This is a genomic window from Bradyrhizobium sp. AC87j1 (genome assembly GCF_002936975.1).
In the GTDB taxonomy this organism is placed as follows: domain Bacteria; phylum Pseudomonadota; class Alphaproteobacteria; order Rhizobiales; family Xanthobacteraceae; genus Bradyrhizobium; species Bradyrhizobium shewense.
Map to the genome: position 1 here is coordinate 20,043 of NZ_PTFE01000072.1, position 23,826 is coordinate 43,868.

The 23,826-nt window shown below is 65.8% G+C and carries 20 protein-coding genes, 1 other RNA gene and 1 pseudogene; 13 read left to right on the forward strand and 9 right to left on the reverse strand.

Going from position 1 to position 23,826, the window contains the following annotated elements; all coding sequences use genetic code 11:
* Positions 1–257: 257 nt before the first annotated feature.
* Positions 258–1,922, reverse strand: coding sequence for an aminotransferase class III-fold pyridoxal phosphate-dependent enzyme (locus tag CV770_RS29215; RefSeq protein WP_104464838.1), 1,665 nt, complete (start codon positions 1,920–1,922; stop codon positions 258–260).
* A gap of 35 nt (positions 1,923–1,957) precedes the next feature.
* Between CV770_RS29215 and asd the strand changes: the two genes are divergently transcribed.
* Together asd and CV770_RS29225 are read left to right on the forward strand one after the other, a co-directional pair.
* The gene (asd, locus tag CV770_RS29220; protein ID WP_104464839.1) at positions 1,958–2,821 is read left to right on the forward strand and encodes an archaetidylserine decarboxylase; all 864 of its coding nucleotides are present in this window, start codon (positions 1,958–1,960) and stop codon (positions 2,819–2,821) included.
* 69 nt (positions 2,822–2,890) lie between these two features.
* Positions 2,891–3,457 carry an NUDIX hydrolase gene (locus tag CV770_RS29225; protein ID WP_104464840.1) on the forward strand — a complete coding sequence of 189 codons (567 nt, stop codon included), beginning with the start codon at positions 2,891–2,893 and terminating at the stop codon, positions 3,455–3,457.
* Positions 3,458–3,633: 176 nt separating this feature from the next.
* On the opposite strand, the pseudogene CV770_RS29230 reads toward CV770_RS29225, so the two are convergent.
* Positions 3,634–5,066: pseudogene (locus CV770_RS29230) on the reverse strand (FecR domain-containing protein).
* Between the two features lie 308 nt (positions 5,067–5,374).
* Complete coding sequence (locus tag CV770_RS29235) at positions 5,375–6,154, reverse strand: DUF2147 domain-containing protein (RefSeq protein ID WP_104464841.1); 780 nt, start codon at positions 6,152–6,154, stop codon at positions 5,375–5,377.
* 193 nt (positions 6,155–6,347) lie between these two features.
* Between CV770_RS29235 and CV770_RS29240 the strand changes: the two genes are divergently transcribed.
* Positions 6,348–7,223 carry a DUF2147 domain-containing protein gene (locus tag CV770_RS29240; RefSeq protein WP_104464854.1) on the forward strand — a complete coding sequence of 292 codons (876 nt, stop codon included), beginning with the start codon at positions 6,348–6,350 and terminating at the stop codon, positions 7,221–7,223.
* Between the two features lie 214 nt (positions 7,224–7,437).
* Here the strand turns inward: CV770_RS29240 and CV770_RS42220 are convergent, their stop codons facing one another.
* Positions 7,438–7,668: a hypothetical protein gene (locus CV770_RS42220; RefSeq protein WP_161500038.1), complete on the reverse strand. Its 231-nt coding sequence runs from the start codon at positions 7,666–7,668 to the stop codon at positions 7,438–7,440.
* Between the two features lie 42 nt (positions 7,669–7,710).
* Here CV770_RS42220 and CV770_RS29250 point away from each other — a divergent pair, with 42 nt between their 5' ends.
* Complete coding sequence (locus CV770_RS29250; protein ID WP_091961793.1) at positions 7,711–8,916, forward strand: extensin family protein; 1,206 nt, start codon at positions 7,711–7,713, stop codon at positions 8,914–8,916.
* A gap of 44 nt (positions 8,917–8,960) precedes the next feature.
* On the opposite strand, the gene CV770_RS29255 is transcribed toward CV770_RS29250, so the two are convergent.
* Both CV770_RS29255 and CV770_RS29260 read right to left on the reverse strand, forming a co-directional pair.
* On the reverse strand, positions 8,961–9,296 hold the full coding sequence (locus CV770_RS29255) for a DUF6665 family protein (RefSeq protein ID WP_104464842.1): 336 nt from the start codon (positions 9,294–9,296) through the stop codon (positions 8,961–8,963).
* A gap of 43 nt (positions 9,297–9,339) precedes the next feature.
* Positions 9,340–9,975, reverse strand: coding sequence for a TetR/AcrR family transcriptional regulator (locus tag CV770_RS29260; protein ID WP_104464843.1), 636 nt, complete (start codon positions 9,973–9,975; stop codon positions 9,340–9,342).
* 200 nt (positions 9,976–10,175) lie between these two features.
* On the opposite strand from CV770_RS29260, the gene CV770_RS29265 reads away from it, so the two are divergent.
* The 5 genes from CV770_RS29265 (at position 10,176) to CV770_RS29285 (ending at position 18,267) form a co-directional block, all read left to right on the forward strand.
* Positions 10,176–11,489 (forward strand): HlyD family secretion protein, encoded by a 1,314-nt coding sequence (locus CV770_RS29265; protein ID WP_104464844.1) that lies wholly within the window; start codon positions 10,176–10,178, stop codon positions 11,487–11,489.
* Positions 11,490–11,518: 29 nt separating this feature from the next.
* A complete protein-coding gene (locus CV770_RS29270) occupies positions 11,519–13,102 on the forward strand; it encodes a DHA2 family efflux MFS transporter permease subunit (protein WP_104464845.1) in 1,584 nt (527 codons plus the stop codon).
* A 533-nt stretch (positions 13,103–13,635) separates the two neighbouring features.
* Positions 13,636–15,435, forward strand: a complete 1,800-nt coding sequence (locus CV770_RS29275) for an ABC transporter ATP-binding protein (protein WP_201760097.1) — start codon at positions 13,636–13,638, stop codon at positions 15,433–15,435.
* Positions 15,436–15,514: 79 nt separating this feature from the next.
* Entirely contained in the window at positions 15,515–16,921 is a 1,407-nt protein-coding gene (locus CV770_RS29280) for an MATE family efflux transporter (protein ID WP_104464847.1), read from the forward strand.
* A 74-nt stretch (positions 16,922–16,995) separates the two neighbouring features.
* Positions 16,996–18,267 carry an O-antigen ligase family protein gene (locus tag CV770_RS29285; RefSeq protein WP_104464848.1) on the forward strand — a complete coding sequence of 424 codons (1,272 nt, stop codon included), beginning with the start codon at positions 16,996–16,998 and terminating at the stop codon, positions 18,265–18,267.
* Here CV770_RS29285 and CV770_RS29290 read toward each other — a convergent pair.
* Entirely contained in the window at positions 18,264–19,007 is a 744-nt protein-coding gene (locus tag CV770_RS29290) for a sulfite exporter TauE/SafE family protein (protein WP_038947689.1), read from the reverse strand. The two genes, CV770_RS29285 and CV770_RS29290, sit on opposite strands and share 4 nt — an antisense overlap.
* Positions 19,008–19,231: 224 nt before the next feature.
* Here CV770_RS29290 and CV770_RS29295 point away from each other — a divergent pair, with 224 nt between their 5' ends.
* Positions 19,232–19,495 (forward strand): hypothetical protein, encoded by a 264-nt coding sequence (locus CV770_RS29295; protein WP_165637551.1) that lies wholly within the window; start codon positions 19,232–19,234, stop codon positions 19,493–19,495.
* A gap of 1 nt (position 19,496) precedes the next feature.
* Here CV770_RS29295 and CV770_RS29300 read toward each other — a convergent pair whose 3' ends face one another.
* On the reverse strand, positions 19,497–20,867 hold the full coding sequence (locus tag CV770_RS29300) for an aminotransferase-like domain-containing protein (protein WP_104464849.1): 1,371 nt from the start codon (positions 20,865–20,867) through the stop codon (positions 19,497–19,499).
* 77 nt (positions 20,868–20,944) lie between these two features.
* On the opposite strand from CV770_RS29300, the gene CV770_RS29305 reads away from it, so the two are divergent.
* Positions 20,945–21,379: a DUF983 domain-containing protein gene (locus tag CV770_RS29305; protein WP_104464850.1), complete on the forward strand. Its 435-nt coding sequence runs from the start codon at positions 20,945–20,947 to the stop codon at positions 21,377–21,379.
* Positions 21,380–21,453: 74 nt separating this feature from the next.
* Here the strand turns inward: CV770_RS29305 and rnpB are convergent.
* An RNA gene (gene rnpB / locus CV770_RS29310) (RNase P RNA component class A) lies at positions 21,454–21,933 on the reverse strand.
* Between the two features lie 150 nt (positions 21,934–22,083).
* Between rnpB and CV770_RS29315 the strand changes: the two genes are divergently transcribed.
* Both CV770_RS29315 and CV770_RS29320 read left to right on the forward strand, forming a co-directional pair.
* Positions 22,084–22,437 (forward strand): YciI family protein, encoded by a 354-nt coding sequence (locus CV770_RS29315; RefSeq protein WP_026202052.1) that lies wholly within the window; start codon positions 22,084–22,086, stop codon positions 22,435–22,437.
* Positions 22,438–22,459: 22 nt separating this feature from the next.
* A complete protein-coding gene (locus CV770_RS29320) occupies positions 22,460–23,695 on the forward strand; it encodes an RNA polymerase sigma factor (protein ID WP_104464851.1) in 1,236 nt (411 codons plus the stop codon).
* The last annotated feature ends 131 nt before the right edge of the window (positions 23,696–23,826 follow it).

Here is a 23,826-nt window from a genome sequence, read left to right on the forward strand (position 1 = left end):
TGCGTACACGACACACTCCGATGTCTAATGGTTGCGTCATGCCCGGGCTTGTCCCGGGCATCCACGTGTTGGGGGATTCTTCGCCTCTCCTCGCTTGCGGGGAAATGGGAGCGAGCGCGGCCACAAGTGCCGTCATTCCGGGATGGTCCGAAGGACCAGACCCGGAATCTCGAGATTCTCAGGTGCGCAATTGCGCACCAGAGTTCGATCCTTCGGACCGCCCCGGAATGACAGTCGTTATGTGGAGAGAGCCGGCCTCAGCACCCGAAGCGCTTGGCCAGCATCTCTTTCAGGATCTGCCGCTTGATGTTCTTGTTGGTGAGCACGCCGTCGTGCCACCAGAAGCCGTCCGCCTTCATTTTTCCGGCGGCGCGGACGAAGCGCTCTGCGACTTCGCTGAAGTCGGCGTCGGTGTAGTTCAGGCTGAAGATCAGCCGGCCGGTGCCGACCCAGCTCAAGGACAGGCCTTCGGCGCGCAGGTAATATTGCAGCATCCAGTTGTAGCGGGACGGCGTGGCGTATTTCACCGTCCAGATCGACGAGAAGTTGGCGAACCGCACCGGCAGGCCAGCGTCGGTCATCATCTGGTTGAGCCTCTCGGCGCGGCTATTCCAGGTCGCGTCCAGCCCGTCATAGATGGCGCGGAAGTTCGGGCTGGCGAGCCGGCTCAGGAACTCGTCCATGGCCGTCATGACGTAGGGGTGCGAGTTGAAGGTGCCGCGGGCGAAGCAGATGTCGGCGGGACGGTCGTCGCGGAAGCGGCGCATCAGCTCGCGCTTGCCGCAGACCACGCCGACCGGCAGGCCGCCGGCGAGGCTCTTGCCGTAGGTCACCATGTCGGCGCGCACGCCGAAATATTCCTGGGCGCCGCCGGCGGCGAGGCGGAAGCCGACGAAGACCTCGTCGAAGATCAGTACGATGCCGCGCTCGGTGCAGACTTCACGCAGCCTCGTGAGCCATTCGGTGTAGGCCGCGCGATCGAAATTGCCGCCGCGAGAGGAATCCACCAGGGAGGAATCGCCGGGCGCGTTGGCGTTCGGATGCAGGCCCTGCAGCGGATTGACCAGCACGCACGCGATGTCCTTGCGCGTGCGCAGGACCTGCAGCGTCTTATCGGACATCTCGGCGAGGGTGTAGGTCTCGTGCGCGGGAATTGGGTTGCCGACGCCGGGCTGCACGTCGCCCCACCAGCCGTGATAGGCGCCGGCGAAACGAACCAGATGCGTGCGCTTGGTGTGATAGCGCGCCAGCCGCACCGCCTGCATCACCGCTTCGGTGCCGGACATGTGGAACGAGACTTCGTCGAGGCCGGAGAGCTGGCACAGACGCTGCACGTTCTCGAGGATGACGGGATGATAGGGGCCGAGCACGGGACCCAGCGCATGCGCCCGCTTCTCGGAGCCCTCGATGCACTCCTTGTAGAAGTCGTTGCCGAAGATGTTGACGCCGTAGGACCCGGTGAGATCGTACGAAGTGTTGCCGTCGACATCGGTAACGGTGACGCCACTGGAGGAGTCTGCGAAGGTCGAGGTGCCCAGGTACTCGCGGACGAGACGCGAGAACTGGAACGGCACGCGGTAGGTCTCGGTGAAGTGCAGGTCGGAGATCTTTTCCGCCGCTTCCTTCGTCATCGCGCGTCCCTTGGGATAGCGCTCGGCATAGAGTTTGGCGAGGCGGAAGAAAGCGTCCTTGCGCTGCGCGGCGATGTTCGCGGGCGCACCGTCGCAGGAGAAGTAGTTGTCCTCCCCGAACTCGTAGAACGGGAGCAGCTTCGCCACCCGGCGCGACATCTTGGAGTGCCCAGCGAGCGAGCGGTGCTTGGCGCGGGACAATTCGACCCGCGCCTTGAGCTTCGGGAAGACGGCGGCAGCGGACGCTGCGGCGGCCACGGACATCGAGAGAATCGGGAGTGTCGTTTCCATGACAACAAGCGCTAACCCTGTGAGCTGACAGATTCATGACAGTCAAAGCCCTCATCGCCTCTTTCACCCAGCAGGAAGACCTCAATTTCCTGTTGACCAACCGCATCCCTCGCGCAGCCCTGACCCGCTTCATGGGCTGGTTCTCCAAGATCGAGAATCCGCTGGTGCGGGATTTCTCGATCGCGCTGTGGAAGCTGTTTTCCGACCTCGATCTGTCCGAGGCGCGAAAAGATCGTTTCAAGAGCCTGCACGATTGCTTCACCCGGGAGCTCAAGCCGGGTCTGCGGCCGTTCGATCCGGACCAGGCGGTCGTCGCCAGCCCGTCTGACGGCATCGTCGGCGCCCATGGCCGGATCGCCGACACCGAGCTGTTCCAGGTCAAGGGCGCGCCCTATTCGCTGCTCGACCTGGTCGGCGATTCCGCGCTGGTTGATCAGCATCGCAACGGAAGCTTCGTCACGCTGCGGCTGACGTCGAGCATGTATCACCGCTTCCACGCGCCCTATGACGCGCATATCGAGCGGGTCACGCTGATCCATGGCGATGTCTGGAACGTCAACCCGATCGCGCTGAAGCGGGTCGAGCGTCTCTTCTGCAAGAACGAGCGCGCAGTGATCCGCACGCACCTTTCGACCGGCGAGGCCGTGACGCTGGTGCCGGTCGCCGCGATCCTGGTCGCGAGCATCCGCCTGCACTTCCTCGACATGGTGCTGAACGCGCAGACCCGCGGCCCGGTCAATTTCCCCTGCGACGTCAACGTGGCCAAGGGCGAGGAGCTCGGCTGGTTCGAGCACGGCTCGACCATCATCATCCTTGCGCCCGGCGATTTTACCTTCTGCGACGGCATCGCCGAGGGCACGCGCATTCGCGCCGGTCAAGCGCTGTTGAGGAGAGGATAGCCTTCAATCCGCCGCGTCCGCCGCCTATATCGTCCTGCGGGGATGCATAGATCGACACGGATGTGAGTGATGGCGCGGGCGCCGGTCATGGCGGCGGGCGGTATTGTGTTGCGGCGAGGAGCCGTGCCGCTGATCGCGGTCGTGCGCCAGCGCAAGCGCAACGAATGGGTCCTGCCCAAGGGCAAGCTCGACGACGGCGAGACGCCGAAACAAGCCGCGCACCGTGAGGTGCTCGAGGAAACCGGACACGACGTCGCCATCCACGAATTCCTCGGCACGCTCGTCTACCAGTCCGGAGGGCGTTCCAAGGTCGTGCATTTCTGGCGCATGGAAGCCGAGGGTGGTCCGGTCCGCAAGCTGATGAACGACATCAAGGCGGTCGACTGGCTGCCGCTCGACGACGCGCTTGCGCGCCTGTCGCGCGAATATGAGCGCGCCTTCCTGACCCAGATCGGCCCGATCGCGCTCTCAGCAGCGGGGCTGGCAACCACCAATGCCGACGTGACACGGCCGCCCGCCACCGACGACATCGACGCCGCCATGCAGACGCTGACAGCAGCCGAAGCCGCCTCCGTCGACGAACTGCAGCACGGCCTGCTGCAAAAGGTGCGGGCCTGGCTGCGCGGCGAGGCGTGAGTTGCAGTCACCTCGCCCCGCTTGCGGGGAGAGGTCGGATTGCATCGCAGATGCAATCCGGGTGAGGGGGACTCTCAGCGAATCTCTCTGTCACTATTTTCGCGGAAGCAGCCCCTCACCCCAACCCTCTCCCCGTAAGAACGGGGCGAGGGAGAGCACCGACAGCGCCGCACATTCTATCGCCGCTCCTTCTTCTCTTTCGGAGCTGGCGCCGGTTTGCGCGGCGCTGCGGGGAGGCGCTGCTGGAATCCGCCGGGGCGCTGCATGCCCGGCTGTTGAGCCGCGGGCGGCTGGCCCGGCTGCATGCCGGTGTGCGGCAGTTGCGGCTGCGGATGAGGCACGCTCGGCCGCGGGGGCACGACCCCTCCGGGCTGAATCTGTCCACCGCGCTGCGGCTGGGTTTGCGGCGTGGCGTTGGGCTGAATCCCTTGTCCAGCGCGCGGTGCAGTTGGACGTCCGGCGCCTTGCTGCTGGCCTCGCTGCTGACCCTGACCCGCGCGCTGGCCACCCGGCTGCACGGCGCCGCCTTGTCCTTGTTGTCCCTGGCCTTGCCGCTGCGGCGGCTGGGCGCCTTGCTGTGTTCCTTGCCGGCCCGGGGTGCCCGGCTGCTGCTGACCCGGACGGTTGTTCTGACCGGGCTGGCCGTTCGGCCGCTGCGGCTGTTGGCCAGGTGCGGTCGCCGGCCGCAATTGTTGTTGCTGCGGCGGCTGGGCCGGGCGCGGAATGCGGCTGAGCGCGGTCGGATTGGCGCGGCGGAAGTCACGCTGCTCGGTGACGATCTGGCGGCCGGTGGTTTGCGCCAGATGCACCTGGCCGACGAAGCCGCGGTCGCGCGCGATCTGCTGCGCGGGAATCGTGATCGGCACCGCGGCGAAGCGCATGATTCCGGCAGTGGCTGCGCCGGGCCGGATCGCAAAGCCGCTCGCGCCTTGCGTCAGTGCGCCGAGCCGCGTGCCGCTGCTGCGGTCGTCGACGTCGATGTGGCCGACGCGGCCGTCGGCGTCGGGATAGAGCTTGATGTTGACGTTGCGCGCGCTGCTCGCTGCCGCGCCTTCGGGCACGTCGACGACGCCGGTGGTGCCGCGGATGCCGAGCGTCGCGGTCGGCGTCGTGATCTTCATGTTACCGGTCTTCGCCACCGCAGCTGCAACGAAGGCCACTGTGCCTTTCCGACGTCGAATATCCCTGAGTTCTGCTTGCCGCCGTCCTCATAGACGTAATTGTCGATGGTGATCTTCGAGCTGGCTGAAAGATTGAACGTGGTGGCGTCGTCGAAAGTGATGCCGACCGTGGAGTTCGACGAGGTCTGCACCACGTCGTTGAGATAGATGTCGTCGCGCACGCGCAGCGGATAGGAATTCTTGTCACGGATCACGGTCGCGATGCCCGTGACGGTCGCAACGTTGCCGATCGGCTCGACGGCGCCGGGTTGTGCGTCCGCGGCCGGTGTCGGTGAAGCCGACGGCGTCGGGGAGGGGGCGGGTGCCGGCTGCGCTTGTGGCTCGGCCTGCGCGACTTCGATCGCATCGGATGCGATCGCAACGCTCGCGCCTGCCAGCGGCAATGCCGGCAGCACGAGCGCGAACACGAAGCGGCGCCAGGCCAGCATTGATGTCACGAGGAAGTCCCGGTGAGAGCGCGAGGCGAGATCGGTTGATATCAGCCGGGGAGACCTGAATGGCGGATGAACATGTGTCGCAGGAGGAGGGCCGAACATTCAACCGGCGCTCTCTCCCCTCATGGTGAGGAGCGCGCCCCTTTGCGCGCGTCTCGAACCATGCCGGCTCCGCTGTCGATCCGGGCCTCGCCCTTCGAGACGCCTGCGATGCAGGCTCCTCAGGGTGAGGGGATAGAGTGAGGCTGTCGCGAGAGATCCCGGGTCGATGCTTCGCATCGCCCGGGATGACGGAGATAATGTCAGCTCACGCGCTTCCAGGTCTGGCCTCCGCAGAACATGCCGCCGAAGGCGCAGCCCTGCACGCGCATCGCATTCGGGCCCTTCATCGCGATGGTCGAGTCGTAATTGCGGCCGGAGTCGGGATCGTGGATGCGGCCGCTCCACTTCGAGCCCTCTGGCTTCATGTTGATCAGGATGCGCGCATTGGTCTTCACGGCATAGCCGCAGAGATTGGTGCCGCACTGCTCGACGCGGACATTGCCCTTGTTCTCTTCGGTCGCCCAAACGCCGATCGGCGTGCTGGCAACCACCACAGGCGCGGCGGCCACAGGGGCCGGAGCAACTGCGACCGGCGCGGGTGCGGGAGCAGGAGCCGCGACGGGCGCCGGCTGCGTATTGGCGTCAAAGCCGGCCGACGGCGCGGCAGCAACTGTCGCGGTCGGAGCGGCGGGAGCCGTGACGGCGGGCGCGGCCGGCGCGGTCGCCTGCGCTGGCGCCTGCTGCACCGGCGGCTGCTGCACCGGAGCCGGCGCAGGCTGCGCAGTCGTGGTGCTTGGCGTGGTATCGTCATCGTCCTTGGAGCCGCCCAGGCCTTTCAGGTTGATGTTGTTCAGCTTGATCGGCTTGTCCGACAGGCCCGGTGCCACGATGGTCACGCAGTTGAGCGAGGCGCAGTTGCGCGGCGTCTCGATGCGGATGTGCTGGCCCTCGATCTGGAACGAGATCGTGTTGCCGCCGGCATGGGCGGCTGCGGTGGACGCCAGGAAGAGCGCGGTGGCGGCGATGGTGAGCTTGTTCATGACAACCTCCGAAAAATGACGTGGTCCCGATGGACTGAAGTCGCTGGTGGATGAAGCGTGGTTCGACCCTACGCCGGACCGGCCGGGTGTTCTGTGATGGGGGTCACAACAATGCGCGCCGTCTGGGTGAGGCAGCGCACATTCAGCGGCATCGCCTCTGCGCAAGCTCGTGGCGACACTCAGGGAGGTGTGGATGAAACGGCTTGCGACTTCGCTTGGCGCCTTGATCGCACTGATGGCGATCACGCCCGCGGCCGTGGCCGGGTCCTATTCCCTCTCGATCGGCGGTCACCGGTTCCACGTCGAGTCGCCGCGCAATTGCCGGTCGGCTTCGTGTGTTTCGGTGTCCAGCCGCAGCCTTCGACCGACAGAGGATGTCAACACGACATCAGCCGCGCCGCCTGCGGTCGCACCGCTGCAGCCGGCCTATCCCGCAGCTCCGGTCCGACCGGCGCAAGCAACCGTTGTCGTGCCGCCACCGGCGCCGAGCGGCCCTGTTGTCGCCGCGACGACGTCGCAGCCCATTGTCCCGCCGCCAACTGGGGTCGAGACGCCGACTCTCGTCGCGCCGAGCCTCAATCCGCCGCGGGTCGACCTGCCGCGAATGGATCCGCCGAAGATCGTTACGCTCGATCCGCCGCGCATGGAGCCGCCGCCCTTCCCGAGTTCCGAGATCAAGCAGACCGCAACGGTCGCACAGCGCAGCGACGAGGAGCCGGCCTATATGCCACTTGGCGAATGGGAGAGCCCCGGCGCCAAGGGCACGGTCCGCATCGAACGCTGTGGCCCCGCACTGTGCGGTTACGCGCTGACGGAGGCGTCGAGCCGCGGCGAGAGCGTGCTCGTCAACATGAAGCCGAAGTCGCACGACGTCTGGACCGGCAACATCTACAGCCGCTCCAGCGGCAACACCTATTACGCCACCATGACGCTGAAGAGCTCCGGCCGGCTCCACGTCGAAGCCTGTGCGCTCGGCCGTTTCTGGTGCTCCGGCAACGACTGGACGCGGATCGAGGCGCCGCGAGAGCAAATGCTCACGACGTCGCGGCAATGGAGTGCGCGGTCGTAGCCTTCTTTGGAAGGGCGTCGCCTAAGAGAGCGTTGCCTGCGGCCATCATTCGAGATGCCCGCCTATGGCGGGCCCTCAGGATGAGGGCGGAGTGTGCGGCGGCGTTTCAACAGGCGTGACGCTGCTGAGCCTCATCCTGAGGAGACCGCGAAGCGGTCGTCTCGAAGGACGAGGCGCGCGCTCAAGAGGGGTCGTGATGTGGTGAGTGAAGTCGCTAGATCATGCCGAGCACGATGGCGCCAACGAACGCCATGGCGAGGTACGCGGTGACTAGGCTCAGTCTCCCGGCGAACGTCATGAGGTCGCTCCGTCCATGCGCGCCGCTTTGCGCGCTGGCATTATGGTTAACAGAAAGTCTCCTCGCGAAAAAGTCAGCCTTGTTGTCGCTCAGTTCAGCCGGCGCCCGGCGCGCGCGGGCCGTATGGTTAAAGAACTCTGAAATCAACGTGTTGAAGAGTCTTTAAGTAAATTCACCGAACGTGCGTGCATGACGCGCGGAGTTCGTTTGTATCTCGTCGGCTCCATCGTCCTTGTTTCGCTAGCGGGTTGCGGACGCGGCTTCTTCCAGGCCGAACGCGAACCGTGGCGGGCCGAGGCCGAAGCCGCATGCCTGAAATCGGGCGCGGTGAAAGAGGGGCCGGATCTCGTCCGCATCGATCCGATCTCCGGGCCCGGCATGTGCGGCGCCGAGTTTCCGCTCAAGGTCGCCGCCATCGGCGAAGCCTCGAGCAGTTACGGCTTTGCCGACGAGGAGCTGCGCCCGCCGGGCAGCATCGGCGGCCAGCCACGCTGGCCGGTGACGCAGCCGCGGTCGAATTACCCTCAGAGCCAGAATTATCCGGCATCGTCCTATCCGCAACGATCGAACTATCCCGAAAGCGCGGTGCGCCAACCCTCCGGCTATGGCAGCTCAAGCGGGCCGGTGTCACTGAACGCGCCCGGCGTGGCGGCGCAGGAGGACGAGATCGACCTGCCGCCCGATGGCACCGATGCCGCGGGCGCGGCGCGCTACATGAATTCGCCGAGCTATCCGGCGCGGCCTGCACCTTACTCGCAGGCGCCTGCCCAGCAGCCGCCGCCGCGCCTTGGCCCGGCGCAGGGCAATCCCGTCACGGCCGTCGGTCCGGTTGCGATCAAGCCGACCGCGACGCTCGCCTGTCCGATCGTGTCCGAGCTCGACCGCTGGCTCGCCGACACGGTGCAGCCATCGGCGATGCGCTGGTTCGGCGTCCGCGTCGCCGAGATCAAGCAGATCTCCGCCTATTCCTGTCGCGGCATGAACGGCAATCCGCATTCTCACATCTCCGAACACGCCTTCGGCAACGCGCTCGACATTGCCGCCTTCGTGCTCGCCGACGGCCGCCGCGTCACCGTGAAGGACGGCTGGCGCGGCATGCCAGAGGAGCAGGGATTTTTGCGCGACGTGCAGTCCGGCGCCTGCGCGCATTTCACCACGGTGCTCGCGCCGGGGTCGAACGTCTATCACTACGATCACATCCACGTCGATCTGATGCGCCGTGCCAGCCGCCGCCTGATCTGCCAGCCCGCCGCCGTCTCCGGCGAGGAGGTCGCCTCGCGCGCGCAGTCGCGCAGGCCGTACGCGAATGCGCGCGAGCCTTCCGTGACCGGCTCGCTCGGTGCGCGCAAGAGCACGGGGCACAAGCGCGAGGAAGACGACTACGCCGACGATTAGACGGAGCAGTTGCTCTTGTAGCTGCGCTCAGGGAGGCTACGGATCTACTTCCGCTTCGCCGGTGCGGGGACCAACCCCATGCAGAGCTGCACCTCGCCGGGGACATTGTAGGTGCGCATGATATGGCGGCTGTCGCGCAAGCCGGTCGCCTCACGCTGCACCACGAACATCCAGAGCGCCTGGCCGGCTTCCGCCACCAGCTTGCGCCTGGCCGGTTGCAGCGAGGCCGGCGCCTCCGAGGACGGGTGCGCGGCATCGAACTCGCGCAACCGCGTTAGCGCCTGTTCGAGTGTGCGCCCCATCCGTCCAAGCGCCGAGGCCTGTTCCTGGACGATCTCGTAATGGAGGATATCGACGGGCGGGCGAAGATCACGGGACATGGCCGCAATATAGGGTTGCCCGACCCGCCTGCGCAACGCGCTGCTATTTCGCCTTATACGCCGCCAGAAACATCCGCGTCGCGCTGTCGACCACCTCGGTCATGCGCTCTTCCGACGGCGCGGGCGCGGCCTGGAAGACGAAGGGCAGGAAGAGCGAGGCCTTGCACAGCTCCATGAACTGCGAGGCGGCAAGATCGCAATCGTCGATCGCGAGATGGCCCGAGGCGACATGGGCTTTGAGATAGTCGGAGAGGCGGTTGATGGTCTTGTCCAGCACCCGCGCATAATAGCGGCGGCCGACATCGGGCATGCGCTCGGCGATCGCCATCACGGTGCGGATCGCCGACCCGCCGCCGGGCCGGCAGAGCAAATGGATATAGGCCCGGCCGAACTCCTTCAGCGTGGTCTCGGCATCGCGCGTGGGATCGAAATTGAACACGACCTGGCCGTGCTGGAGCGCCTCCTGCTCGAGGATGGCTTCGAACAGCGCGGATTTGTCGGCGAAGTAGACGTAGAGCGTGCCCTTGGAAACCTGCGCCGCGCGCGCGATCTCGCCCATGCTGGCGCCGTCGAAGCCGAGATCCATGAACACCTTGCGGGCACCGTCCAGGATCTGGCGACGTTTGGAGCCGTCCTCCTCTTGGAGGACGTGCAGATCGTCGTGGCCGGCTACAACCATTGGTTCAGGGTCTCGGAAGGTTTTTGAGTCGGGTCTGCGGCCATGAAACCCGAATAAAGGATTCTCGTCAGTAGGGTCCCCGGCCGGGATCATTATGTATATTGACCGAACCGTTCGGTCAATGGTATTTGGAACAGCGAAAGGGGGGCAGGCCGCACGCCTGTCGTTTCCTTGATCGCGCTTTTTTTGAGGAGGCCTTTATGGCCGTATCGAGAGACCAGGCTGCGCGCGTCCTTCGCCAGCAAGCGACGGAGGAGCACGCGGGTGGTGAGGCTGCGATCGAGAGCTCCGCACCCCCTGCCGAGCAATTGCGCGCTCAATTGGTCGACGAAGCCAAACGCCGCACCGGCGAGGCGCCGGAGAAGCCAGTGACCGACAAGCCGGCCGCACCCGCGCCGGACGCGCCCGCCGCCGGCGCGCCGAAGTCCGGCAAGCGCAAATTCGTTCTGATGGGCGTCGGCCTCGTGCTGGCGCTCGCGGCCGCGAGCTATGCCGGCTACTACACGCTGGTCGGCCGCTTCTACATCTCCACCGATGACGCCTATGTCCGCGCCAACAACACCATGCTGGGCGCGCGCGTTTCCGGCCACATCGCCGCAATCCTCGCCGGCGACAACACGGTGGTGCGCGCCGGCGACGTCGTGCTCCGCATCGACGACGGTGATTACAAGATCGCGGTCGATGCCGCCGCGACCAGGATCGCGACCCAGCAGGCCACCATCGATCGCATCGGCCGCCAGGTCGCGGCGCTCGACAGCCAGGTGGCGCAGGCCAGGGCGCAACTCGTCTCGGCTGAAGCGGGCCTCAAGCGCGCCGATCTCGACTATGAGCGCCAGCAGGCCCTGAGCAACAAGGGGTTTGCCTCGCGCGCCACCTTCGAGAGCTCGGAAGCCGGACGCGACCAGGGCGCCGCCGCGGTCAAGGCCGCGCAGGCCGCCTATGACGTCGCCGTCAGCAATGTCGATGTCGCCAAGGCGCAACAGGCCGAAGCCCAGGCCCAGCTCGCAGAACTCAAGACCACGCTTGCCAAGGCCGAGCGCGACCTCGGCTTCACCGCGGTGCGTGCGCCGGTCAACGGCACGTTCTCCAATCGCCTGGTCAGCGCCGGCGACTTCGTCGCGGTCGGCCAGCGCCTCGGCAACGTCGTGCCGCTCGACGACGTCTATATCGACGCCAATTTCAAGGAAACGCAGCTCAAGCGCATCCGCCCCGGCCAGCCGGTGACGATCAAGGTCGACGCCTACGGCATGCGCAAGTTCTCCGGTGTCGTCGACAGCATCGCGGCGGGCGCGGGCTCGGTGTTCACGCTGCTGCCGCCCGACAATGCCACCGGCAACTTCACCAAGATCGTGCAGCGCGTGCCGGTCCGCATCCGCGTGCCGAAGTCGGTGGCCAAGCAGAACCTGCTCCGTGCCGGCATGTCGGTCTATGCGACCGTCGACACCAACAAGGGCGCGGCCGATGCCGACAGCGAGGTCGATCTCGACGATCCCACCGCGATCCATCCGCAGTAGGCGCGCGCTAAACGCTGCGAGGTCGGACCATGGCTGACGCCACGACTGCTTCACCCGCCATGATGGCGGCGCCCGCTTCGGAGCGCATCGCGCCGAAGCGGCTGTTCGCCTTCATCATCATGGTGTTCGGGATGTTCATGTCGATCCTGGACATCCAGATCGTCTCGGCGTCCCTGAGCGAGATCCAGGCCGGGCTGTCGGCGAGCTCCAGCGAAGTCTCCTGGGTCCAGACCGCCTATCTGATCGCCGAGGTGATCGCGATCCCGCTGTCGGGCTTCCTGTCGCGCGCCTTCGGCACGCGGCTGCTGTTCGCGATCTCGGCGGCCGGCTTCACTGCTTCGAGCCTGCTCTGCGGCTTCGCCACCACCATCGAGGAGATGATCCTCTGGCGCGCGCTGCAAGGCTTCCTCGGCGCCGGCATGATCCCGACGGTGTTCGCCTCGGCCTACACCGTCTTCCCGCGCACCAAATTCCACATCGTCGGCCCGATCATCGGGCTGGTCGCGACGCTCGCCCCCACCATCGGGCCCACGGTCGGCGGCTACATCACCGACCTGATGTCGTGGAACTGGCTGTTCTTCATCAACGTCGTGCCCGGAATCGGCATCACCGTCGGCGTGCTGGCGCTGGTCGATTTCGACGAGCCGCATTTCGAGTTGCTCGACCGCTTCGACTGGTGGGGTCTGCTGTTCATGGCCGGCTTCCTCGGCACGCTGGAATATGTGTTGGAGGAGGGCCCGCAATATGAATGGATGCAGGACACCTCGGTGGCGATCTGCGCCTGGATCTGCGCCATCTCGGCGATCGCCTTCTTCTGGCGCGTCTTCACGGCGGCCGAGCCGATCGTCAATTTGCGCACCTTCTCCAACCGCAATTTCGCGATCGGCTGCGTCCTGCAATTCTGCATCGGCATCGGCCTCTACGGCCTGACCTACATCTATCCGCGCTATCTCGCCGAGGTGCGCGGCTACAGCGCGCTGATGATCGGCGAGACCATGTTCGTCTCCGGCATCACCATGTTCCTGGTCGCGCCGCTGGTCGGCCGCCTCATGGTGAAGCTCGACATGCGCTACATGATCGCATTCGGCCTCATCGTGTTCGCGATCGGCTCCTACCAGATGACCTGGATCACGCGCGACTACGATTTCTACGAGCTGCTGGTGCCGCAGATCCTGCGCGGCGTCGGCATGATGTTCGCGATGGTGCCGACCAACAACATCGCGCTCGGCACGCTGGCGCCGGACAAGGTGAAGAACGCGAGCGGCCTGTTCAACCTGATGCGCAATCTCGGCGGCGCGCTCGGCCTTGCCGTCATCAACACCGTGCTCAACGACCGCACCGATCTGCACATCACCCGCCTCCAGGAGCGCGTGACCTGGGGCAATGCGACCGCGACCGAAACCCTGACCATGTTCATGCAGAAGTTCCAGGGGCTCGGCGATTCCACGTTGATGGCGATGAAGCAGCTCTCTCAGCTCGTGCATCGCCAGGCCGTGGTGATGAGCTTCGGCGATGCCTTCTTCGTGCTGACGCTGTTCTATCTCGGCCTCACCCTGCTGGTGACGCTGCTGAGCAAGCCGGCCCCACTGACCGGCGGCGGCGACGCGCATTGATGCTGCCCAAATCGGGCAAGCCACAAAGGCGGTGTCATCGCCCGGCCTCGACCGAGCGATCCAGTATCCAGAGGCCGGCGTTGGTGAACTCGCTCTCACCACATCCGCCGCGGCGTACTGGATGCCCCCTTTCGCGGAGCATGACGGCGGAGGGTGGGGCGGCTGTGGAGCGCACCAAGGCCGCGCGCACCAAATTGCAACACTCATCCGTGATCTCGCGCGAGCCCCGTTGCAAGTCGCGAACGACACATCTATAAAGCGCACCTCATTCACTCGAGCCGGGGAGAGATTTGCATGATTTCGTCGCATTCGCAGATCGTACGCCCGCGCTCGATGATGTTCTGGTTCGGTATGTACGCGGCCTGTTAGAGGCCTCCTCCGCCAGTTTCGATTGGGCCAAGTTTTCGACCAAGCGTCCCGATCGCTTTCTTTCCCAAGTCAAAGCCAACCTTAAGTGACGCCGTCTCGGCCCTCGCGGCCGGCCTGCGTCCATCGATGGAGCCGGCCCGCGCCAAAGGCGGCCGGATGATGTCATGACCGCTCTGTCAAAAAAGCCCGCGGCGATCCGCCTGGTGCTGCCCTTCGTGTTCCGGCACTGGCTGAAGCAGCCGGGACGGGGACTGATCGTGGCCGGCGGCCTGCTGGGTGCGACCATTGCCGACCTGTTCATGCCGGTCTTCTCGGGCCGGCTGGTCGATGCGCTGACGCGTGGCCCGTCCGATCCCGATGCGCGGCATGCCGCCCTGGTTGCCTTCGGCGCCATCGTGGCGCTGGGCGCAGCCTCCGTGGCGCTGCGGCTGGCCGGCCTGCAGGCGATCGTGCCGTTCACGCTCAAGACCATGTCGGACGTCGCACAGGAGGCCTTCATCCGTGTGCAGCGCTTCTCCACCGACTGGCACGCAAACTCCTTCGCGGGCTCCACCGTGCGCAAGATCACGCGCGGCATGTGGGCGCTCGACCTGCTCAACGACACCATCCTGATGGCGTTGGCGCCCTCGCTGCTGGTGTTGATCGGCTCGATGGTCCTGATTGGGATGCATTGGGCCTCGCTCGGCGTGGTGATCGCAGTCGGCGCGTTCTTCTACGTCACCATCACCGTCGTGTTCTCGACGCGCTACATCGCGCCGGCCGCCCGAGTCTCCAATGCCTGGGACACCAAGGTCGGCGGCACGCTTGCGGATGCCCTGACGTGCAACGCGGTGGTGAAGTCGTTCGGCGCGGAAGCGCGCGAGGATACGCGGCTCGGCCGCGTCATCAACCGATGGCGCGTGCGGGTGCGGCGGACCTGGCTGCGCTACAATTACACGGCCATGGCGCAGCTGTCGCTGCTGCTCTGCCTCCGCACGTCCGTGATCGGCGGCGCGGTGCTGTTGTGGATGTCGGGACATGCCTCGCCTGGCGACGTGACCTATGTGCTGACCAGCTACTACATCATCCACGCCTATTTGCGTGACGTCGGCATGCACATCAACAACCTCCAGCGCTCGGTCAACGACATGGACGAGCTGGTGGCGATCCATGCCGAGCCCATCGGCATCGCCGATGCAACCGGTGCGCGGCCGATCGCGATCGAGGGCGGCGAGATCGTGTTCGACGACGTGACGTTCCATTATGGCGGCCATCGCGCGCCGCTCTATGACGGGCTGTCGGTGACGATCCGGGCTGGTGAACGCGTCGGCCTCGTCGGACGCTCCGGCTCCGGCAAGACCACCTTCGTCAAGCTGGTGCAGCGGCTCTACGACGTCACCGGCGGCCGCGTGCTGATCGACGGGCAGGACATCGCATTGGCCACACAGCAATCGCTGCGCAGCCAGATCGCGATCGTGCAGCAGGACCCGGTCCTGTTTCACCGCTCGCTCGCCGAGAACATCGCCTATGGCCGGCCCGGCGCCAGCCTCGAGGCGATCGAGCAGGCGGCGCGGCTTGCGAACGCGCACGACTTCATCCTGCGCCTGCCGAAGGGCTACGGCACGCTGGTCGGCGAGCGCGGCGTGAAGCTGTCGGGCGGTGAGCGGCAGCGCGTGGCGCTGGCGCGCGCGTTCCTGGCGGATGCGCCGGTGCTGATCCTGGACGAGGCGACGTCGAGCCTCGATTCGGAATCGGAGGCGCTGATCCAGGAGGCGATGGAGCGGCTGATGAAGGGCCGCACCTCGATCGTGATCGCGCACCGGCTGTCGACGGTGCGCAGCCTCGATCGCATCCTGGTGTTCGACCGCGGCGAGATCGTCGAGCAGGGCACCCACGCCGTGCTCGCGAGCAAGCCCGCAGGCATCTATCGCGGCCTGTTCGAGCGCCAGGTGGTGGAGCTCGGGCGCGTCGCAGCGGCGGAGTGAGGGGGGCGGCAGCGGGGCGAAGGTCCCGCTGTCACGCCGCCAAGGAATTCGTCAAGGAATGCGTCAAGGATGAAATGAGATGAAAGACCTGACGAACGGCTCCATCGTGAGACACATCCTGGCCATGGCACCTCCGATCATGGCCGGCATGATATCGATCATGGTCTGCCAACTGGTCGATCTGTACTTCGTGTCGGGCCTGGGCGATGCCGCCGTGGCGGGCGTCGCCGCGGCCGGCAATGCTGGCTTTCTCGTCAACGGGCTGATGCAGGTGCTCGGTGTCGGCGCGGGGGCACTGATCGCGCATGCCGTGGGACGCAAGGACCGGCCGGATGCGAACCTGATCTTCAACCAGGCGATCGTGCTGTCGGTGCTGTTCGGACTGTTGACCCTGCTCGCAGGTGCCGCGCTGTCGCGCGCCTACATGCGTTCGATCGCAGCGGACCAGGCCACGATCGAGGCCGGAACCACTTATCTGTTGTGGTTCATGCCGGCGCTCGCGCTGCAGTTCGCGACCCAAGTCATGGGGGCTGCGCTGCGCGCGACCGGTATCGTGCGTCCCACCATGCTGGTGCAGGCGTTTGCTGTGGCCATCAATATCGTGCTGGCGCCGGTCCTGATCACGGGCTGGGGCACCGGCCATGCGCTCGGGGTCGCTGGTGCGGGGCTGGCGAGCTCGATCGCGGTCGCCATCGGCGTGCTGGTGCTGCTGGCGTATTTCCGCAAGGTCGAGCGCTATGTCGCTTTCAATCCGGCGCAATGGCGCCCGCAGCCGCACCATTTGAAGCGCATTCTCAATGTCGGCCTGCCGGCCGGCGGCGAGTTCGCGATGATGTTCATCTTCATGGCGGTGGTCTATTACGTGCTGCGCGATTTCGGCGCGGCGGCGCAGGCCGGCTTCGGCATCGGGCAGCGCGTGCTCGGCCTGATCAATATGCCGGCGCTTGCGGTTGGGCTGGCGGCCGGACCGATCGCAGGCCAGAACGTCGGCGCAGCCAACGCTGCGCGCGTGCGGGAAACTTTCGTCAAGGCCGCTTTGATCGTCACGATCGTGATGACCGGCTTCATGATCCTTGCGCAAGTGAAGCCGGAGCTGCTGCTCGCCGGATTCTCGAACGACCGCGAGACCATGGACATCGCCTACCTGTTCCTGCGGATCATCTCGCTCAACATGGTCGCACAGGGGCTGATCTTCACCTGCTCGAGCATGTTCCAGGCCCTTGGCAACACCAGGCCGGTGCTCTTGAGCTCGGCGACGCGCGTGTTCACCTATTCACTGCCGGCGATCTGGCTGTCGACGCGGCCGGGCTTTCGCATGGAGTACGTCTGGTATTTGTCGGTCGCGGCGACAATATTGCAGGCGGGTTTGAGCCTGTGGTTGCTGCGCCGCGAGTTCAGGAAGCGCCTGACTTCGGCGCCGAAGGAGAAGACCCCAGAGCAGGAGAGCGCCGAGCCCATTGCGCCTCTCGCCCGCGAGCCTGCGTAACGGTGGCTTGTTCCATCCTGGCTGCTCCGGCTAACTTGCCGGCCGGTCGAGGATGGTGGGCTGCAGAAGGGCCAATGACCGGAGTGACGAACGAGCCGCGGGCGGCGTCATGGCTCGCCGCGATCTGGGCGGCGCGCTATCGCACGCCGGCCCGCTTCGTCGCGCTGATCGCTCTGCTGCTGCCGTGGACCACGACCGGGCTGACCTTCGCGCTCATACCCTGGCTGATCGCCTTCGCGTTCGTCGATCTCCGCGCGTTTCCGCGGTCGCTGCTGCGCCCGATCTGCCTGCTGCCGATCGCGCTGGTCGCGCTCGCCGCCGTGGGCACGCTCTGGTCGGATGCGCCGTGGCCGGAACGGATCCACGCGATCGGGCCGGTGGCGAAGCTGCTGGTCATTCCGCTCCTGATCTACCAGTTCGAGCGCTGGCCCTACGGCCATTGGGTGTTTTGCGCCTTCCTGGCGTCCTGCACGGCCTTGATGCTCTATTCCTTCGCCGTCGCCATCGACCCCGCACTCTCGCTGAAGCTCTATCTGTCGCGTGGGCCTTTCAGGGTCGAGAGCGGGATCGCGGTGCGCAACTATATCGACCAGAGCCAGGAGTTCGCGCTCTGTGTGCTCGCGCTGGTCTATCCGGTCGTGTCGCTGCTGCGACAGCGCCGCGCCGCCACCGCGGCGCTGTTCGCGGTGCTCGCGATCGGATTTCTCGCCAACATGATCTTCGTCGTGGTCTCGCGCACGGCGCTGGTGACGCTGCCGATCCTGGTGGTGCTGTTCGCGCTGCTGTATCTGCGCCTGCGTGCGGCGCTGCTTGCCGCCGGCGCGATGGCGCTGTCGGCGGTGCTGCTCTTTGGCGTGTCGCCGCATCTGCGGACGACGGTTGCGAAATTTCAGGCCGACTATGAGACGAGCGTGCAGGACAGTCAGGTCAGCGGCATGGGCTCGCGTCTGGAATACTGGCGGAAGTCCCTTCGCTTCATCGCCGATGCACCGCTGGTCGGTCACGGCACCGGCTCGATCCGCGGCCTGTTCGCAAGCGTGGCCGCCGATGCGAAGATCGATCCGCTGCGCGGCGAGATCGTCAGCAACCCGCACAATCAGACCCTCAGCGTGGCCGTGCAGTGGGGAATCGTCGGTGTCCTGATCCTCTACGCGCTCTGGTTTGCGCATCTCTCGCTGTTTCGCGGCGCGGGGCTGGCCTCTTGGATCGGCCTGCTGGTCGTGGTGCAGAACATGCTGACCTCACTGCTCAACACGCATTTGTTCGACTTCACGCCGGGCTGGATCTACGTCCTCGGCGTCGGTGTCGCCGGCGGCATGGCGCTTGCCAGGAAGACGCAGAATTAGAGCGCGCCGAGGCTGTTCCAGACCAGGGTCAGGCCCGACAGGAACAACAGGCCGAGCACGACATCGCCGAAATGCTTGTCATTGAGGGCGTGATAGACGCGCGCGCCGGCCCAGGCGCCGATCAAGGTGCCCGGAAACGCGACCAGCGCGAGCCAGACCACTTTGAGCTCGACGAGACCCGATGCGGTCTGCAGCACCAGCGCTGTCGCGAGCACCGTGAAATTGAAGAGCTGGAAGATGCCGCGCCGTTCGTGCTTGTTCCAGCCGCGGATGTTGGCCCACAGGATCGGCAGCGGCCCGGACAACCCGGCGAGGCCGCCAAGAATACCGCCGGCAAAGCCGATCGCGCCGTCGGCGAGGCGGCCGCCGAATTTGATCGCGAGCGGCCTCTTGTTCAGATAGAGCGCGCTCGAGAACATCAGAATTAAAATGCCGACGCTCAGCTTGAACACTTTTGGATCGGCCGAGGCGATCAGCATGGTGCCGATCGGTACGCCGATGAGACCGCCGATCAGGAACGGCCAGACCAGCGAGAGGTCGAAGCTCTTCCACATCGAGGGCAGCGTTGAGGTCTGCGCGATCACGGAGCAGATCAACACCAGTGGCACCGCGAGCGAGGGCGGCAGCACGTAGAGCCAGATGCCGAGCGCCATCAGCGCCGTGCCGAACCCGGCCAGGCCCGAGACGAAGCCGCCGGCCAATGCGCCGAGCAGCAGCAGCGCGTAGGTGAGCGTTTCCAACGGAATGTCCTCGTCGCCGGGGCGATCTCGAACTGTTGATCGCCGTCGCCCGCATAGCATGCTTGCTGCTGTGCAAGTCAATCCGCCCTGCACGCAAGCGTGATCTGCGGCGCCGGGCGTTCGCGAAAGACACGCCTACATGACGGTCGTACTTCAAATCGGGGGCCCCGCCGCCATCCTGCGCTCGGATCGGTCGGTCCCGAATGCGATGATGGAGAATGATCATGACCCGCACTGAAATCGCCGCTGCGGCCGCGCTGTTGGCGGCGGCGCTGATGCCGACAATGGCCCAGGCGCAGCTTTCCGAGCCTGCGGCCTATCAGGCAGCTCATCCCGACCGCGACGTGCTGAATGGCGGCCAGCTCACGCCTGCGGCGCGTGCGGCTCTCGGCCAGCAGGGCACGCCCAGCGATGCGTATGCTTTGCAGGCCTATCCGTCGCCTGGGGCGCCGGTCGTGCGCTCGACCCATCGCCGTCATCGTCGATGATCTAGACGATCTGTCTGGTGTCGGCGGGCTTCTGCAGCGCGCCGACCAGGATGCGTAGCGCTTCCGTCAATTCTGACCTGTTGCGTGCCGCGCCCAGGGAGACGCGCGCCGCATGCGGCGGTGTCCCATCGATTGTGAAGGCATTGCCGGCGACGACCGCAAGTCCGTTTCGCAACAGATGCGCCGCGACATCGGGCCGGTCCTCAGGCAGCCGCAGCCACAGATGATGCGCCGCGGGCTTGGCCAGGAACTGGAAGCCTTTCAATGCGCGCTGCGCGAGCTGCTGACGGCCGACCGCCTCGCTCCGGATGGCGGTGATGATACGATCGGCAATGCCGCTTTCGATCCAATGCGTCACCAGCGCGACCATCAGCGGCGCCGGCATCTGCACGGTCGCCTGCAAATATGTCCGCATCTCCCGCTGCGCCTCGCTGTCGGGCGTCACCAGATAGGCAACGCGGAGCGCCGGCGCGATGCATTTTGACATCGTGGTCGCAAGATAAGACCGCTCGGGAATGAGATTGGCGATTGGCGATGCCGAGCGGTCGAGCAGGCCGTAGGCGTCGTCCTCGATCAGGATCGTGTCGGTATCGCCGATGATCTTTGCGATCGCACTGCGCCGCTCGGCGGCAAGCGTCGCCGTGGTCGGATTGTGCAGTGTCGGAATGAGATAGACGGCCTTCGGCTTGTGCGTGCGGCACGCCTTTGCCAGCGCATCGGGCAGGATACCGCCATCATCCATGGCGACGCCGACGAGCTTGATGCCGAGCCGCGCTGCTGCGGCCTTGATGCCGGGGAATGTGAGCGCCTCCGTCAGCACGATGTCGCCGGGCCGCGCCAGATGGGCGAGCAAGTTGAACAGGATCGTCTGCGTGCCGGGAAAGATCACCAGCCTGCCGGCATGCGCGTGCGGTACCCGTGCGCGCATCCAGCGCGCGGCGACCTCGCGCTCATGCGCGCTGCCGCCGGGCGGCTGATAGTTGAGATACGCCGTCAGGCCCGATTGCGCGCGGATCGTTTCCATCCCGGCGATGATGCGCTCGTCGAGCTGCGCCTCCAGCGGATGCGGCGGCACGTTCATCGAAAGATCGATCGCGACGGGATGCGGCAGATCGACCGCGCGGCGCGCGCTGGTCTCCGACACGAACGAGCCCTGTCCGACCCGCGCCTCCATGATTCCGCGACGCCGCGCCTCGGTGTAGGCGCGCGTCACCGTGGTGAGGTCGACGTCGAGCGCCTTTGCCAGCGCGCGCTGCGTCGGCAGTTGCTGGCCACGCACGAGCCGGCCGGCGGCGATGTCGGCCTCCATGGCCTCGACGATGCGCTGGTAGCGCGGCCCTGATAGCTCCGAGATTGTCGGGCTCCAATCCATGCAATTAAGCCCTTATCCTTTGAATGTATGGATGCAAGATATTATTGTATGGATTGTCGAAAAGGAAGAGGTGGGTCATGGCGGCCGATTCAGTCTCTCTGGCGAAGGCGATGTGGCGCGGCTTTCGCGGCAAGTGCCCGAACTGCCGCAAAGGCCATCTGTTCGGCCGTTTCCTGAAGGTCGCAAACAGCTGCGATCATTGCGGCGAGGAGCTGTTCCACCAGCGCGCCGATGACTTTCCCGCCTATCTCGTGATCGTCGTGGTCGGCCATCTCGTGGTCCCCGCGATCCTCGCGGTCGAGACCGCGTATGCGCCGGCGGTCTGGCTGCAACTCGTGGTGTGGTTGCCGGTGACGCTGTTCGCCTCGCTCGCGTTGCTGCAGCCGACCAAGGGCGCCATCGTCGGGCTGCAATGGCAGATCGGCATGCACGGTTTTGAAGTGAGCAAGCAGCGGCGTGAGGCGGACGAGCTTGCGCCGGTGCTGGTAAAAGCGGACACGCGCGCGGCCTGAAGCGCGGCGACGTTGAGGCGTTCCTGAAAGTGGTGAGGGGTTCGATGCGGTCAGCATCGAACCCCTCGTTGCAAGATATCAGCCGGCCTGTAAGCCGGGTTCTGTAAGGCACCGTCCGCTTGCGCGAACGATACGTGACGGCCATTCCTCTGGGACCATGTTTACACATGGCCTCGAGCAACCTACCCGGACGGCGGGCCTGACATCGCCCCGCGGCGTTATCGCTTGCGCGAACAGCCCGCTACGCTGTCCCTATTCGGTTTTGCTCCCGGTGGGGTTTGCCATGCCGGCTCCGTTGCCGGACCCGCGGTGCGCTCTTACCGCACCTTTTCACCCTTACCCGTCTACGCAGCGTTCGCTGCTACGACGCGGCAGGCCCGAGGGCTTGCCGCGCCAAAGCCCCGTAGGGACGAAGGCGGGCGGTTCGTTCTCTGTGGCACTTTCCCTGGGGTCGCCCCCGCCGGACGTTATCCGGCACCGTATGTCAAGGGAGCCCGGACTTTCCTCCCCGGCGGCCTTTCGGCACCTGCCGGAGCGGCCGTCCGGCCGACTGACTGACAACGCATGGGGCATTTGTGACGGTTTCGTCAAGCCGATATCGCGGCCCACGATCCGCCCGAAATAATTTATCCTGAAGATGTCGTTTGCTGCGTGCCCCGATCGACTGGATGTCGGCGACACAGCCGAACAACAGGAGTGAAGCGATGCAATATCTGCTGATGATCTACCAGAACGAGGCCGAGTACGCGAAGATTGACACGGGAACCAGCCAGAAGATGTCGGCGGAGTATGAAGCCTTCACGCAATCCATCATCCGGAACGGCAATTTCAAGGCCGGCGATCGGCTGCGGCCGACCACGACCGCGACGACGGTGCGTGTGCGCGACGGCAAGATGCTGACGACCGATGGACCGTTTGCGGAGACCCGCGAGCAGCTCGGCGGCTACTATCTGATCGAGGCCAAGGATCTCGACGCCGCGATCGAGATCGCGGCGCGGATTCCGAGCGCGCGCGTCGGTTCGATCGAGGTGCGGCCGATCTGGGTCTACGACAAGTGACGGCCGGGCCGCGCGTCGCCGCATGACCCCTGGCGAGATCGACAAAATCTTCCGCGATGAGGCGGGGCGGGCGCTGGCCACGCTGATCCGCCTCGTCGGCGATTTCGATCTCGCCGAGGACGCGCTTCAGGATGCTTTTGCCGTCGCGCTGGAACGCTGGGCGGCGTGCGAGGTCCCCGACAATCCGCGCGCCTGGCTGGTCAATGTCGCCAGGCACAAGGCGATCGATCGTGTCAGGCGCCAGGCTATCTTCCGCGGCAAGCAGCAGGTGCTCGTGCACGAGATCGAGCTCAATGCGCAAACAGTCGACGAGCCGGCGACAATGCTCGACGACGATATGCTGCGGCTGATCTTCACCTGTTGCCATCCGGCCTTCGCGCCCGAAGTCCGGGTCGCGCTGACGCTGCGCACGGTCTGCGGGCTGTCGACCACGCAGGTCGCGCGCGCCTTTCTCGTGGGCGAGGAGGCAATGGCGCAGCGGCTGGTCCGCGCCAAGCAGAAGATCAGGCTCGCCGGCATCCCCTACGAGGTGCCCGAGCGCGACACGCTGGCGCCGCGGCTCGATGGCGTGCTCGCCGTGATCTATCTGGTCTTCACCGAAGGTTATGTCGCGACCGAGGGCGCGGATCTGATGCGGCCTGATCTTGCAACTGAAGCGATCCGGCTCGGCCGCTTGCTTGATCGGCTGATGCCGGATCGCGGCGGCATCAAGGGCCTGCTGGCCCTGATGCTGCTGCACGATGCGCGCCGCGCCGGACGCGAGACCGCGGCCGGCGATATCGTGCTGCTCGAGGAGCAGGACCGCATGCTGTGGGACCGCAGGCAGATCGAGGAGGGCCTGCGCCTGGTCGAGGATGCGCTGCGCGTGCCCGGACGGCCGCAGCCTTATGCTGTGCAGGCCGCGATCGCCGCGCTGCATGCGCGTGCGCCGAGCTTCGAGCAGACCGACTGGCGGCAGATCGCCGGGCTCTATGAGGTGCTGCTGCGCATCAGTCCCTCTCCGGTGATCGAGCTCAACCACGCTGCCGCGCTGTCGATGGTCGATGGGCCGGCACGTGCGCTCGATCTCGTCGATGCGATCAGCGCCCGAGGCGGGCTCCGCGGCTATGAGCTGCTGCCCGCAGTGCGCGCGGATTTGCTGCGGCGGGTGGGGCGCAAGGATGAAGCGTGCGAGGCGTATCAGGCAGCGACTGCGGCGACACAGCTCGAGCCGCTGCGGCGGCTCTATGCGCGGCGGGTGAGGGAGATGGATAACTAGTCGCCCGTTCTTTAATCGCGGGCACGATGTCAACCCCGATAGACAAAAGTGATCCACTGCCGGGTTCATGGTTCTTTCCGCGGTCGTCTCTACAGCCGCCGCATGATGGCGTTCAACAGGTGTGCATCTCG

Coding starts and splice junctions, on each gene's coding strand:
- CV770_RS29255 (WP_104464842.1), bottom strand. CDS start 9,296: ATGTCCCGTGATCTTCGCCCGCCCGTCGATATCCTCCATTACGAGATC.
- CV770_RS29250 (WP_091961793.1), top strand. CDS start 7,711: ATGACGCGCGGAGTTCGTTTGTATCTCGTCGGCTCCATCGTCCTTGTT.
- CV770_RS29285 (WP_104464848.1), top strand. CDS start 16,996: ATGACCGGAGTGACGAACGAGCCGCGGGCGGCGTCATGGCTCGCCGCG.
- CV770_RS29225 (WP_104464840.1), top strand. CDS start 2,891: ATGGCGCGGGCGCCGGTCATGGCGGCGGGCGGTATTGTGTTGCGGCGA.
- CV770_RS29265 (WP_104464844.1), top strand. CDS start 10,176: ATGGCCGTATCGAGAGACCAGGCTGCGCGCGTCCTTCGCCAGCAAGCG.
- CV770_RS29320 (WP_104464851.1), top strand. CDS start 22,460: ATGACCCCTGGCGAGATCGACAAAATCTTCCGCGATGAGGCGGGGCGG.
- CV770_RS29215 (WP_104464838.1), bottom strand. CDS start 1,922: ATGGAAACGACACTCCCGATTCTCTCGATGTCCGTGGCCGCCGCAGCG.
- CV770_RS29270 (WP_104464845.1), top strand. CDS start 11,519: ATGGCTGACGCCACGACTGCTTCACCCGCCATGATGGCGGCGCCCGCT.
- CV770_RS29305 (WP_104464850.1), top strand. CDS start 20,945: ATGGCGGCCGATTCAGTCTCTCTGGCGAAGGCGATGTGGCGCGGCTTT.
- CV770_RS29295 (WP_165637551.1), top strand. CDS start 19,232: ATGACCCGCACTGAAATCGCCGCTGCGGCCGCGCTGTTGGCGGCGGCG.
- CV770_RS29235 (WP_104464841.1), bottom strand. CDS start 6,154: ATGAACAAGCTCACCATCGCCGCCACCGCGCTCTTCCTGGCGTCCACC.
- CV770_RS29240 (WP_104464854.1), top strand. CDS start 6,348: ATGAAACGGCTTGCGACTTCGCTTGGCGCCTTGATCGCACTGATGGCG.
- CV770_RS29300 (WP_104464849.1), bottom strand. CDS start 20,867: ATGGATTGGAGCCCGACAATCTCGGAGCTATCAGGGCCGCGCTACCAG.
- asd (WP_104464839.1), top strand. CDS start 1,958: ATGACAGTCAAAGCCCTCATCGCCTCTTTCACCCAGCAGGAAGACCTC.
- CV770_RS29275 (WP_201760097.1), top strand. CDS start 13,636: ATGACCGCTCTGTCAAAAAAGCCCGCGGCGATCCGCCTGGTGCTGCCC.
- CV770_RS29280 (WP_104464847.1), top strand. CDS start 15,515: ATGAAAGACCTGACGAACGGCTCCATCGTGAGACACATCCTGGCCATG.
- CV770_RS29260 (WP_104464843.1), bottom strand. CDS start 9,975: ATGGTTGTAGCCGGCCACGACGATCTGCACGTCCTCCAAGAGGAGGAC.
- CV770_RS29315 (WP_026202052.1), top strand. CDS start 22,084: ATGCAATATCTGCTGATGATCTACCAGAACGAGGCCGAGTACGCGAAG.